At 33.2% G+C, this 13,937-nt stretch carries 12 protein-coding genes; 11 read left to right on the forward strand and 1 reads right to left on the reverse strand.

Translation table 11 applies throughout. The annotated features are described in order from the left end of the window. Window positions 1-39: 39 nt before the first annotated feature. The gene (locus ACQ0RB_RS07875; protein ID WP_430497647.1) at window positions 40-3,039 is read right to left on the reverse strand and encodes a reprolysin-like metallopeptidase; all 3,000 of its coding nucleotides are present in this window, start codon (window positions 3,037-3,039) and stop codon (window positions 40-42) included. A 195-nt stretch (window positions 3,040-3,234) separates the two neighbouring features. On the opposite strand from ACQ0RB_RS07875, the gene ACQ0RB_RS07880 reads away from it, so the two are divergent. From ACQ0RB_RS07880 to ACQ0RB_RS07930, 11 genes are all read left to right on the forward strand, one after another. Beyond that, window positions 3,235-4,155, forward strand: coding sequence for a bifunctional riboflavin kinase/FAD synthetase (locus ACQ0RB_RS07880; RefSeq protein WP_430497648.1), 921 nt, complete (start codon window positions 3,235-3,237; stop codon window positions 4,153-4,155). Continuing rightward, window positions 4,156-5,469 carry an HTTM domain-containing protein gene (locus ACQ0RB_RS07885; protein WP_430497650.1) on the forward strand — a complete coding sequence of 438 codons (1,314 nt, stop codon included), beginning with the start codon at window positions 4,156-4,158 and terminating at the stop codon, window positions 5,467-5,469. Window positions 5,470-5,514: 45 nt separating this feature from the next. Then, on the forward strand, window positions 5,515-6,783 hold the full coding sequence (gene serS, locus ACQ0RB_RS07890) for a serine--tRNA ligase (protein WP_430497651.1): 1,269 nt from the start codon (window positions 5,515-5,517) through the stop codon (window positions 6,781-6,783). A 433-nt stretch (window positions 6,784-7,216) separates the two neighbouring features. Further along, complete coding sequence (locus tag ACQ0RB_RS07895) at window positions 7,217-8,992, forward strand: tetratricopeptide repeat protein (RefSeq protein ID WP_430497653.1); 1,776 nt, start codon at window positions 7,217-7,219, stop codon at window positions 8,990-8,992. A 5-nt stretch (window positions 8,993-8,997) separates the two neighbouring features. Continuing rightward, complete coding sequence (locus ACQ0RB_RS07900; RefSeq protein WP_430497655.1) at window positions 8,998-9,507, forward strand: GNAT family N-acetyltransferase; 510 nt, start codon at window positions 8,998-9,000, stop codon at window positions 9,505-9,507. Window positions 9,508-9,558: 51 nt separating this feature from the next. Continuing rightward, complete coding sequence (locus ACQ0RB_RS07905) at window positions 9,559-9,882, forward strand: DUF4286 family protein (protein WP_430497656.1); 324 nt, start codon at window positions 9,559-9,561, stop codon at window positions 9,880-9,882. A gap of 5 nt (window positions 9,883-9,887) precedes the next feature. Next, on the forward strand, window positions 9,888-10,667 hold the full coding sequence (gene rsmA, locus ACQ0RB_RS07910) for a 16S rRNA (adenine(1518)-N(6)/adenine(1519)-N(6))-dimethyltransferase RsmA (RefSeq protein ID WP_430497658.1): 780 nt from the start codon (window positions 9,888-9,890) through the stop codon (window positions 10,665-10,667). Between the two features lie 42 nt (window positions 10,668-10,709). After that, on the forward strand, window positions 10,710-12,080 hold the full coding sequence (mgtE, locus tag ACQ0RB_RS07915; protein ID WP_262733310.1) for a magnesium transporter: 1,371 nt from the start codon (window positions 10,710-10,712) through the stop codon (window positions 12,078-12,080). A gap of 3 nt (window positions 12,081-12,083) precedes the next feature. Then, window positions 12,084-13,019 (forward strand): 2-hydroxyacid dehydrogenase, encoded by a 936-nt coding sequence (locus ACQ0RB_RS07920; protein WP_430497660.1) that lies wholly within the window; start codon window positions 12,084-12,086, stop codon window positions 13,017-13,019. A gap of 9 nt (window positions 13,020-13,028) precedes the next feature. Continuing rightward, window positions 13,029-13,439, forward strand: a complete 411-nt coding sequence (locus ACQ0RB_RS07925) for a response regulator transcription factor (RefSeq protein WP_430497662.1) — start codon at window positions 13,029-13,031, stop codon at window positions 13,437-13,439. Between the two features lie 108 nt (window positions 13,440-13,547). Next, the gene (locus tag ACQ0RB_RS07930) at window positions 13,548-13,919 is read left to right on the forward strand and encodes a VOC family protein (protein WP_430497693.1); all 372 of its coding nucleotides are present in this window, start codon (window positions 13,548-13,550) and stop codon (window positions 13,917-13,919) included. The last annotated feature ends 18 nt before the right edge of the window (window positions 13,920-13,937 follow it).

Below are 13,937 nucleotides of genomic sequence, written 5' to 3' on the forward strand. Positions count from 1 at the left end.
TACAGCTCCTCTTTTTTTTTATTTCAAACTAAAAAACGACTACTCTACAATAATCTTTTTAGTGGTTTTATTTACACCATCATTTACAGTCACTAAGTACATACCTGATTGAGCATTACCTAAGTTAATGGTTTCATTAAAATTACCTGAATTAGAGTAAGTATTCTCTAAAATTCTTCTCCCTCTAATATCATAGACATTAACATCAATATTATTAGCTGAAAGCGAATTAAATTTAATCGTAAAGTTTCCATTGTTTGGGTTTGGATAAATCATAAAATTAGATAACTCATGATCTTCAATAGATAATGAAGCTAGTACATTAACAGTATAATCTTCAACTTCTCCATCAAAGTCAGTATTACAAGCTGTTGGGTATGCTCCAAACTGAGTAGAAACCCTCATAACGGTTGTCCCTAAAAGTGCGTATTCAGGCACTGTAATATTTAAAGGAGAGCCACTAGGTTGTCCATTAGCTGTAGAACTTCCAACTCCTAAACTATATCCTTCAGTAGCATCTTCAAACTCACAGTTTTGGTTCCAATCTATCCAAACAATAGTTCCTGTTTGATATGGACCATCTGTATTCACATAAACAGATAATTCGTAAGTGCTTTCCTTGTTTATATCAGTAGAAAGCGACGTATAATCACTATAGCCAGATGGCTTTCCGTTATTTAAATTACTTATAGTATTAAATATCACTCCTGTTGTACTTGTTTGATATTGTGTATTTCCTGAAGAAGGACAAACACCGTCAGACACACCTAATGCTAAATCCGTGTTTTTTGTTAGAGAGCTAGAAGTTCCCGTAACAGTTAAATTATAATCATTAGGTGGTACTGTTGCTAAATTATTAATTTGAACTGTAAATGTTCCAGAGCTATTTAAACTTGCTGGCGTGATTACTACATTAGATCCTGCAGGATTTCCAGTAACACTAAATGTTGTTGTTTCAGAAAACCCATTACTAGTAATAAAATTCATATTATAAGTGACAGAATCTTCAGAACACACTGACTGAGAGTCGTTAGTGCTGTTTAATGCAAAATCCGCAGAATTATTGATGCTAAACACAGGAGACAACGCATAAAAAATGTTATCGGCAGCTTCTACCATAATTCTAGCATTATTAGTATTTGCTATACTCGGTACGGTAATAATTTGCGACCCGTCATTTGGTGTGTTAGATGCTAATACTGTAGGAAAAGTTAACCCTCCATCAGTAGAAAATTTAATATTCACATTTTGGCAGTTAATAGTTGAATTTGTTGTTTGCCCAACATTCCAATAAACGGTTTGCGAAGACCCAGACGCCCAATTTGGGAGCCCTGGCACAGTAAAAGCAGGGACATTTTCAACAATAACCTGCGTTAAATCAAAACTTGACTGCCCTTGTAACCCTGTAGCTGTTGGTTCTCTATCTCTAACTGTCAAAGCCCAATTTAATGTTCTAGCTACTGTAGCAACCGTTTCCCAATCAGACCCAATACTAGGGCTTGTCTCTGTAAGTTGACCTGCAACCACTCTATCCCAATTTGGGATATATCTATCTGGAGAGGTCGATGGTGGTAAAGATCTGTTCATTGATCCTGAGGTTAACGTAGGACCAAACGTACTGTTAGTAACAGTTCCACTATCTGTTTGCTCCCAACAATATGTTAAGGTATCACCTCCATCAAGATCTGTTGCAGAACCTTTTAATATATAAGCTGTACCTGGCGGAATATGATAATCACTACCTGCATCTGCAATAGGAGGGTTGTTTCCAATAGCTATTGTTGTAGCACAGTTGTTTGGAGCTGTAGCTACATTGTTTAAAATTTGGTTGATACTATGGTAATGAAAATAAGGATCACTATGTAGTTGCACATTGTTAGCCCCAGTTATTCCTGCATAACCCATAATGGTAGTTCCACTACCTGGCTCTGAGTTTACTCCTGTCCCTTCAATACTAAAAGCAAAAGTATGATTAGCTCCCATTTGATGGCCAATTTCATGAGCCACATAGTCAATGTCAAAATTGTCTCCTTCAGGAATACCGTCAGCTGGTGAAGTAATTCCTGAACCTTTGTTTTGATCAGTAGTTGACGCAGTATCGTCTTCACAAACACATCCAATACAACCAGCATTACCTCCTCCACCAGAAGCACCAAACATATGACCTATGTCATAAGCAGCATTTCCAATGGTATTTGTTAAAGTATTTTGAAGTTGAACATTCCATTGATTTATATTGTTAGAATAAGGATCTGTTGCTGGATTAGTAAAAATCAATTCGTTAGCATTAACTAATTGAAATCTGATCGCCATATCGGTTTCATATACTTCATTTACTCTAGTGATTGTAGCGTTAATAGCCGCTAAAGCTGCAGGAACAGTTCCTCCATGGTATTGAGTATATTCGCCATTAACCGAAACAGCCAACCTATATGTACGTAAGGTTTGGTCGTCAGCATCTCGCATTGTTGAGGCTTGAGTGTAATCAACCTCTTTTAATTCGTCTATAGTAGAACAAACAAACTCATCAATATAATCTCCTCTAGAACTTTTGTTATATACTATGTATGTATTAGATTCATGTGCCACTGGCATCATAAACACAGCTTCTTTATCTTGATATGTGATCATAGTTTGAACACCTTGTGGGCTAACGCTCATTCTAAGTCTTGAACCTGGAGAGTCAATACCAAACCCAACATAAGATTTAATTTCAGGATATTGTGCAGATAATGAAGGCTCAAAAACAGGTGCTTCATACAACTCAAAACGTTCAAAGTTCCCTTCATGTCCAGGTACTGTAACTACTACATTAGAAATAGTATTAGATCCTCTAGTTGGTGTTTGTATAAGGCTTTGTTTAAAATCTAAATCACTCAATTCAAAGTAATTAACCTTATCTTTTTCTAAGTGAAATTTTGATGTTCCTTCTGAATCATTATAGTTTGAAAGCTTTTTCCAATTATTCTTCTGACTAAACCCAGAAAAACAAATCAAAGCCAACACTAAAGAAAAAACATAATGTAATCTTGTTTTCATAAAATTTGTATTAATTAAAAAAGGTAATATCTATAAACATCCTCCAAATTTAATCAAAATCAATTGTTATATTAAGTTTTCTTTAACAAAATGTGATTTTTTAACATAAATAAACTGTAATATTTGTGAAGTTATTACCTTTCATATCTTCCTTTTTATTTCAATGCTTATTAGCTATTTTTACAAAAAAATCTTTTGAAAATATATAATTCCCTAACTTCCTATTCTAAAGCGCCATCAGTACTTACTATTGGTACTTTTGATGGTGTCCATTTAGGACATCAAAAAATAATTAATAGGTTAATAACTGTTGCAAAAGAAAAAAACTTAGAATCTTCATTGCTAACATTCTTTCCACATCCTAGAATGGTATTGCAAACTCATGCTGATATTAAATTGTTGAATACTATTGATGAGCGTAAAACTATTTTGTCTCAAATTGGTATTGATAATCTTATTATAAAAAAGTTTACTCAAGATTTTTCTAGACTATCAGCTAACGATTATGTAAAGCATATTTTAGTTGATGAATTAAACGTTAAACACGTTATCATTGGTTACGACCATAGGTTTGGAAGAAATAGAAGCGCAAACATTGAAGACCTGAAAGATTATGGTGCTCAATTTGATTTTGAAGTAGAAGAAATTTCTGTTAAAGACATTGAAGATGTTGCTATTAGTTCAACTAAAATTAGAAATGCCTTAAATAATGGTGATGTTAAAACCGCAAATACGTATTTAGGTTACAATTATTTTTTAACTGGAAATGTTATAAAAGGAAAACAAATTGGTAGTAAAATAGGATTTCCTACTGCTAATGTTAAAATACCTGAAGATTATAAACTCATCCCAAAAAATGGTGCTTATGTAGTGCAATCTAATATTAACAACTCTACAGTTTATGGGATGATGAATATTGGAACCAACCCTACTGTTAATGGAAAAACGCAATCTATTGAAGTACACTTTTTCAATTTTAATGAAGATATTTATGACACTTCAATACAAGTGGAATTAATTGACAGACTTAGAGACGAGCAAAAATTTGATTCGGTTGAATTACTTAAAGAACAACTCAACAAAGACAAAGAAATAGCATTAACTTTATTTAACTAGATGAACAGGTTTTTATTTAAACATATTGACAACAGTGCATTAATTGTATTCCGAATTATTTTTGGACTACTTATTTTCTTAGAAAGTGTTGGAGCCATCTTTACTGGTTGGGTAAAACGAACACTTATTGAACCTGAATTTACTTTTACATTTATAGGGTTTGAATGGTTACAGCCTTTACCAGGAAACTGGATGTATCTCTATTATGCAATTATGGGAATATTTGGCCTTTTTGTAATGATAGGTTATAAATACAGATGGAGCATGTTTGCATTTACCATCATGTGGTCTGCCACTTACTTTATGCAAAAATCGTCTTATAACAATCACTACTATTTATTAATGTTATTGAGTGCCATAATGGTGTTTCAACCTGCGCACACTTACCTTTCTATTGATGCCAAACAAAACCCGAAATTAAAAAGAGGCTCAATGCCACAGTGGTGCAAATATGTGTTTGTTATTCAGCTCTTTATTGTATACACATACGCCTCAATTGCCAAGATATATCCTGATTGGTTAAACACCACTACTATTGAACTCATGATGAAAGCCAAACAACATTTTGTTTTAGTTGGTGATATTTTACAATACAAGTGGTTACACTATATGCTGGCTTATGGAGGCATTTTGTTTGACGGACTTATCATTCCGTTGTTACTATGGAAAAGAACAAGGAAATTTGCGTTTATCATTTCTATTTTCTTTCATCTGTTCAATTCATTCATTTTTCATGTAGGTATTTTTCCATATTTGTCTTTAGCCTTTATTTTGTTCTTTTTTGAGCCTAAAACCATTCAAAATATATTCTTAAAAAAGAAACCGTTTTATAATGAAGCTGAAGTTATCATCCCTAAAGGAAATCAATTTTATGTAGGGTTATTTTCAGTGTATTTTATTATTCAAGTACTATTACCTATTCGTCATCATTTTATTCATGATAATGTGCTTTGGACCGAAGAAGGTCACAGACTGTCATGGCGAATGATGCTGCGCTCAAAAAGTGGGTTTTGTACTTATAAAGTCATTGACAAAAACACTAACAATGTATTACCTGTTAAATTAAACGACTATTTAACCAGAAAACAACAACGAGGAGCAACCACCAAACCAGATGTCATCTGGCAATTTGCACAACATTTAAAACAAGATTTTGCAAAAAAAGGATTTGACGTGCAAGTCTTTGTAAACTGCAGCATAAGCGTAAATGGAAGACCAAGACAACAGCTTATCGACCCTAATATTGACCTTGCCAATGTAAAATGGGATGTTTTTAAACACAGCTCGTGGATTTTACCTTCAAAACTCGATTAAATGTTTTGGCAATTCATTAAATTTGTCGCTTAAATTTTTCACACCATGTTACAAGTCCCTTTTATTAGAGAAAACAAAGAGTTGGTTATTGAGCGTTTAGCAAAACGTAATATTGATGCTGAACAATCTATAAACGATGTTATTACTTTAGATGAAGACCGAAGAAATCTTCAAGCAACTTTAGATAACTTAAAAGCTGAATCTAATAGTATCTCCAAAGAAATAGGGAACTTGTTTAAATCTGGAAAAGCACAAGAAGCCAATGCTTTAAAAGAAAAAACAACTCAACTTAAAGAAGACACTAAACAATTAGAGCAAGAGCTTAATGATAAAGCTGATGCACTAAACGCACTTTTATACCAACTACCAAATGTACCTCACCAAAGTGTTCCTAAAGGAAATACCGATGAGGATAACGAAGAAGTGTATAGAGAAGGTGACATTCCTAAATTAGTTGATGGTGCATTACCACATTGGGAATTAGCTAAAAAGTATGATATTATCGATTTTGAATTGGGTAATAAAATTACTGGAGCAGGATTTCCTGTGTATAAAGGTAAAGGTGCAAGATTACAACGTGCGCTTATTGCTTACTTTTTAGATAAAAATACCGAAGCAGGTTATACGGAGTTCCAATTACCACATTTGGTTAATGAAGCGTCTGGTTTTGGAACAGGACAATTGCCAGATAAAGAAGGGCAAATGTACCACGTTACTGGTGACAACTTATATTTAATTCCAACTGCTGAAGTTCCTGGAACCAATTTATTTAGAGATACCTTACTTAACGAAAGCGATTTACCAATAGGTATTACAGGCTACACACCTTGCTTTCGTCGTGAAGCAGGAAGTTATGGCGCACACGTTAGAGGGTTAAATCGACTACATCAATTTGATAAAGTTGAAATTTTACGTGTTGAACATCCTGAGCGTTCTTATACAGCTCTAGACGAAATGGTAGAGCATATAAAAACCATTTTAAAAGAACTGAAATTACCTTACAGAATTTTACGTTTATGTGGTGGTGACTTAGGATTTACATCAGCATTAACCTACGATTTTGAAGTATTCTCAACTGCTCAAGACCGTTGGTTAGAGATTTCTTCAGTATCAAATTTTGAAACCTTTCAAGCAAACCGCTTAAAATTACGTTTTAAAAATTCTGAAGGTAAAAATGAATTAGCACATACCCTAAATGGAAGCTCATTGGCTCTACCAAGAGTGCTTGCAGGAATTTTAGAAAATTACCAAACTGAAGATGGTATAAAAATCCCTGATGTTCTAGTTCCTTATACTGGATTTGATAAAATCTAAAATCTGTAGTATTTTTTCTACAAATTTCGATAAAACGCTAAAAAAAGACGTTGTTTAACGAATTTTTAGCGTTTTCTTTTGTTTTTTCATAAAATTTTTTGATGTTAGTAAAGTATTAAAAGCTAACCTACTTATGAAAAATATCAAACGCATTATAATACTGGTTTCGCTGGTCGTTATGGTCAGTAAAATTTTCTTTTAGAATATACCTTTGGTTAACAATAAAAAATGCCAGAGCAGAATAACTGAATCATTTTTTTAAAATAATGGTTAATAGCACATTTATTTTGGTTGGTAATGCCTAAACTTGCGTTTAGGCATTTTTTTTATCAAAACATTTACAATATCCAAAGCTAGCATTTGTTATATTTACTAAATAATCGAAATAAGCGCACCAAAACCTATATTTAGGTTGTTTATTTAAATTAGCTTTATGAAGAGGATATTAACTTTTGCCCTAATACTGTGTAGCACTTTAATGCTTGCCCAAAGTGAGCAGTTGGCAAGCGATTATTTTAAACGTGGTGAATTTGAAAAAGCCCTTATTGAATACCAAAAATTATATACTGAAAAACCAAGTACAACTTACCTTTACAAAATAGTTGAAACATTACAACAGCTAGAACGTTATACAGAAGTTCAAAACCTATTGCTCCAACGTTTAGAGAAAAGTACTTTTCCAACCCTTATGGTTGAATTGGGTTACAACTATCAACTACAAGACAGTATAGAAACTGCAAAAAAATACTATAACGATGCGCTTTTAAAAATCGATGAAAAACCTATTTATACAAGTAGTATTGCTAGACAATTTGAAAATCATTCACTTTTAGATTATGCCATTTCTGCCTATAAAAAAGGTGCTGAACTTAATCCTAAACAAAACTATAACATTCAGCTGGCACGAATTTATGGTGAGCAAGGTAATGTGGAACAAATGTTTTCTAACTATATAGATTATATAGAAACCAACCCTAGCTTTTTAAATAACTCAAAGCGCGCTTTTAGCGATTTTGTCTCAGAAAACAGCGAAAACGAAAACAACATTTTCTTAAAACGGTTATTACTTAAAAAGTTGCAAACCAATCCTGATGTGTATTGGTATGAGTTACTGAGCTGGTTGTTTGTTCAAGAAAAAGAGTATAACAAATCCTTTACTCAAGAGAAAGCACTTTATAGAAGAAACCCTGAAAGTCTAGACCGAATTATTGAACTTGCACTTACAACTCTAGATGAAAAACAATACAGTACTGCAACCGAAATATTCAATTTTGTATTAGAAAATTCACAAGATATTTCTAGTCTTTTAAGAGCACATCAATTTTTATTGGAGATAGAAACCATAAATGCTACTAAAAAAGATTTTAATGCGATAAACGATAAGTATCTAGCGCTTTTTAATCAATATGGTAGGTATGAGCAAACCCTTTCTTTACAAATTGCTTATGGCGATTTTTTGGCGTTTCACTTACACAAACCTGAAGATGCAAGCAAATTCTTAAAAGAAACTTTAAACCTTAATGTTTCTGAATTTCAAAAAGCTACTGTAAAGCTAAAACTTGGTGATGTTTTAGTGTATCAAGAAAAATTTAATGAAGCACTTATTTACTATTCTCAAATACAAGCCAATTTAAAAAACAGTACCATTTCGCAAGATGCACGTTTTAAAGTTGCCAAAACTAGTTATTATAAAGGTGATTTTGATTGGGCTGAATCGCAACTTAAAATTTTAAAATCATCAACATCGCAGCTTATTGCTAATGATGCTTTAGATTTAAAACTACTTATTTCTGACAATAAATATGAAGATTCTTTACACGTAGCGTTAAAGCTTTATGCAAAAGCAGACCTTATGGCATTTCAAAATAAAACTGATGAAGCCATAACACTTTTAGACAAGATTCTTACAGAGCATGAAGGTGAAAGTATTGAAGGTCAAGCTTTGTTAATGCAAGCACAACTTTTCGAAAAAAAGAAACAGTATGAAAAAGCAACGGTTAACTATCAAAAAATTATAACAGACTTTAGTGACAGTATTTTAATTGACGATGCTTACTATTTTTTAGCTGAACTTTACAATAATATTTTAGGCGAATCCGAAGAAGCTAAAGCACTTTACGAAAAAATCATATTTAATCATCAAGACAGTATTTATTTTGTTGAAGCCAGGAAAAACTTCAGGATGCTACGTGGTGATACTATAAACTAAACCTTATGCTTGTTGAAACCAACCGCCTTCAGCTTTCTAAAATCACTTTAGAAGATGCTCCTTTTATACTAGAACTCATGAATTCCCCTCATTGGTTGAAATATATTGGTGACCGAAATGTGAGAACTGTTGCTCAAGCTGAAGACTATTTAAAAGAAAGAACCTTAAAAAGTTACGACACTCACGGATTTGGGTTTTATAAAATTCAACTAAAAGATGAAAGTCTAAAATCAATTGGTACTTGTGGTTTGGTAAAACGCGATGAGTTAGAATATGTAGATATTGGTTTTTCGCTACTTCCTAATTATGAAGGTAAAGGTTATGGGTTTGAAGCGTCTTCTGAAATTATAAAACTTGCCAAAGACCAATTCAAACTAAAAAAAATAACAGCAATCACATTGCCTACTAATACAAATTCAATTAAACTATTAGAAAAATTAGGCTTATCTTATGAAAAAAGAGTAAAACCTTTTGAAGATGATGAAGAACTCCTGTTATTTGCAAAAACACTATAATACAAGTTTTGCCTTTCCGTAACCAGTTCGGAATCCATTAAAATAACAACCATGATAATATACAACGTAACCGTTAATATTGACGAAAGCATACATGAAGAGTGGCTCAATTGGATAAAAAACCACATTGCATTGGTTTTGGCAACAGGTCATTTCACTGAAGCTAAGTTAACCAAAGTACTTATTGAAGAAAAAATGGGAGGCACAACCTACTCCATTCAATATCGTGCAAAATCAAGAACCGATTTAGAAGACTATTACAACAATCATGCTGATGCTTTACGACAAGACGGACTAAAACGTTTTGCTGACAAAATGCTTGCATTTAGAACCGAACTAGAAATAGTTGATGAATTTTCAGTAACTTTTAACTAACAACAATGTCTGTAAAAGCAAAAAAACACTTAGGACAACACTTTTTAACCGATGAATCTATTGCCGAAAAAATTGCCGATAGCTTATCGCTTAAAGGTTATAAACATGTTTTAGAAATTGGTCCAGGAATGGGTGTGCTTACTAAATATTTGCTCAAAAAAGACCTCACAACCCACGTTATTGAAATTGATACAGAATCGGTTGAGTATCTTAAAGCCAATTACCTAAATCTTGCTGATAGAGTTATAGAGCAAGACTTTTTAAAATACGATATCACAAAAGTTTTTGGCGAGCAGCCTTTTGCTATCATAGGAAATTACCCATATAATATTTCATCACAAATTGTATTTAAAACTTTAGAAATGCGCGACCAAATTCCAGAATTTTCTGGAATGTTTCAAAAAGAAGTTGCGCAACGTATTTGCTCTAAAGAAGGCAGTAAAGTATACGGTATTTTATCTGTTTTAACACAAGCATTTTACAATGCTGAATATTTATTTACAGTTCCACCTTCGGTGTTTAATCCACCACCAAAAGTAGATTCAGGTGTACTTTTATTAACAAGAAAAGAAAACTACACCTTACCATGTGACGAAACCTTATTTTTCAAGGTTGTAAAACAAGGATTTCAACAACGCCGAAAAACACTTCGTAACAGTTTAAAAACATTCAATTTGTCAGATAATTTAAAAGCAAATGTTATATTTGGCAAACGTCCTGAGCAGTTAAGCGTTGAAGAATTTATAACTCTCACGCAATTAATTGAAAACGACACTCAAGAATAACACAATTTGTCACTTCGACAGTGTGCAACGACAAGAAATTTTATGCAAGAGGAAAAAGAGCACATACAATTTGAACTAACAGATGAACTCATCGAGCAAGTAGAAGTTCTTATCGAAGAGAAAAACGATAAGGAACTCAACACGCTTTTTAGTGAGTTTCACTATGCTGATATTGCCGAAGTTTTAGACGAACTAGATCTTGAAGATGCGACTTATGTTATAAAACTTCTTGATTCTGAAACCACTTCGGATGTGTTAATGGAACTCGATGAAGACAATCGAGAAAAAGTCCTAAAAAATCTTTCTGCTAAAGAAATTGCCGATGAAATTGAAGAGTTGGATACTGATGATGCAGCAGATATTATTGCCGAACTTCCTGAAGAACGTCAAGCCGAAGTAATTTCAAACATTGAAGACCAAGAGCATAAAGCCGAAATTGAAGAGCTTTTGGCTTATGACGAAGATACAGCTGGTGGACTCATGGCAAAAGAGCTTGTAAAAGTGTATGAAACCTGGACTGTTGCTGGATGCTTACGTCGTATTCGTGGACAAGCCAAAGAGGTTACAAGAGTACACTCTATATATGTTGTATCAAAACAAAATAAACTTATTGGTAGACTTTCGCTTAAAGATTTAATTGTTGCTAAAAGCGATCAAAAAATTGCTGATATCTCCAACAGCAATGTGGATTGGGTTCATGTACAAGACGATGTTGAAGATGTGGCAAGAGTTATGGCAAAATACGATTTGGAAGCGATTCCTGTTGTAGATGACAATCAAACACTTTTAGGTAGAATTACTATTGATGATATTGTTGACGTTTTAAAAGAAGAAGCCGATAAAGATTACCAGTTAGCTGCAGGTATCTCTCAAGATGTAGACTCTGATGATAGCGTTTGGAAACTTACCAGAGCACGTATACCTTGGTTATTTTTAGGACTTGTTGGTGGTGTTGGAGCCTTTTTAATTATGGAAGGTTTTCACGAAGCGTTTTCAAAATATGCAATCCTATTCTTTTTCACACCACTTATTGCAGCAATGGCTGGTAATGTAGGTGTACAATCTAGCGCAATTATTGTGCAAGGTTTAGCAAATGATGATATAAAAGGAAGTATTAACAGTCGTTTAATGAAAGAAATGCTTTTAGCAGCTCTTAATGGAGTTATTTTGGCTATTTTCTTGTTCCTTTTTGTTTGGGCAACGCAACAAGAAGCCGCAACTGCTTTTGCTATTTCAATTTCGTTAGTTGTAGTAATTATAGTAGCTGGTTTAATAGGAACTTTTGTACCATTATTCCTTGACAAACGTGGTATTGATCCTGCTATTGCAACAGGACCTTTTATCACTACCAGCAATGATATTTTTGGAATCTTAATTTACTTTACCATAGCTAAACTTATTTTAGGGATTTAACTTATGAAAGTCCTACATCTAGATACTAATCACGAGCTTCTCATTAATCAACTTAATGCATCAGGATTTACAAATCATGAAGATTACACCTCATCAAAAACTGATGTTGAAGCAAAAATTCATGAGTATGATGGTATTGTAATAAGAAGTCGTTTTACTATAGACAAACAGTTTCTTGATGCTGCCACAAACTTAAAGTTTATAGGTCGTGTTGGTGCTGGTTTAGAAAACATAGATTGTGATTATGCCGAAAGTAAAGGCATTTATTTAATTTCAGCACCAGAAGGCAATCGCAATGCTGTTGGCGAACACGCTTTAGGAATGTTGCTTTCCTTATTCAACAAGCTCAATAAAGCTGATAACGAAGTACGACATGGTCAATGGTTACGTGAAGCCAATAGAGGTATTGAGCTAGATGGCAAAACCGTTGGACTTATTGGTTATGGCAACATGGGAAAAGCCTTTGCTAAAAAACTTCGTGGGTTTGATGTTGAAGTTCTTTGCTATGATATAAAACCTAATGTTGGCGACGATAACTGCAAACAAGTATCGTTTGAAACTTTACAAAAAAACACTGATGTTTTAAGTTTACACACACCGCAAACACCACTAACGTTAAATATGGTTAATGCTGATTTTATTAACGGGTTTCAAAAACCGTTTTGGCTCATTAATACAGCACGCGGAAAAAGTGTTGTAACTACTGATTTGGTTTCAGCTTTAAAAAGTGGTAAAATTTTAGGTGCAGGATTAGACGTTTTAGAATATGAAAAAGCCTCTTTTGAAAGCCTATTTTCTTCTGATATGCCAGAGGCATTTCAATACATCATTCAAGCCGAAAATGTATTACTTACACCTCATGTAGCTGGCTGGACAGTTGAAAGTAAAGAGAAACTAGCGCAAACCATCGTTGATAAAATTAAAGCTAGATTTTGTTAACTTTCAACTATGAAAAAAACAATAGCTGTTTTTACTGGTTTAATTTTTGCCTTGTTACTACTTTTTCAGGTTAGTAAATACGCTATCATATCTGGAAATGTAAACATTGAAATTATAATTGCTGTTATTGCGATTGTTTTCCTAATTGTTGGTATTTACCTCAACAAAAAAAGTCTTCAAAAAGAAACTGTTGATACAACCGAAATTGATCACAATAAAATAAAAGAATTAGATATTACATCGAGAGAATATGAAGTGCTTCAACATATTGCTCAAGGATTATCAAACAAAGAAATTGCAGAGACATTATTCCTATCAGAAAGCACCATAAAAACGCATGTATCTAACTTATTGGTAAAACTAAATGCCAAAAGACGCACGCAAGCACTTCAAGTTGCAAAAGAGCTTCAAATACTGTGAAATTATGTATTTTAGACCAAAGTACTAACGGTTTGGTACTTTAGTATGAGTCGATTTTTAAAGGCTTCTCGTAGTTTTGTATCAATAATTAATCAATACCACTCAATTATGGAATTAGGCGCATTTTCAATCAGTTTAAGCGTAAAAGACATTACTGTTTCAAAAACTTTTTATGAAAATTTAGGATTCACCGTTTTTGCTGGTGATTTAGAAAAAAACTACCTCATCATGAAAAATGGTAAGGCTTTAGTAGGCTTGTTTCAAGGTATGTTTAAAAACAACATACTTACCTTTAATCCTGGTTGGGACGAAAATGCAAAAACATTAGATGCGTTTACTGATGTTAGGCAAATTCAGCAGCATTTAAAAAGTAAAAACATAGCGTTACAAAGTGAAGCAGACGAGACAACCACAGGACCTGCAAGTTTGGTTGTAACCGATCCTGATGGTAATACTATATTAATTGATCAACATATTTAAAACCCTTTTTTAACTTAT

The organism is Gaetbulibacter sp. PBL-D1, assembly GCF_050509525.1.
In the GTDB taxonomy this organism is placed as follows: Bacteria; Bacteroidota; Bacteroidia; order Flavobacteriales; family Flavobacteriaceae; genus Gaetbulibacter_B; species Gaetbulibacter_B jejuensis.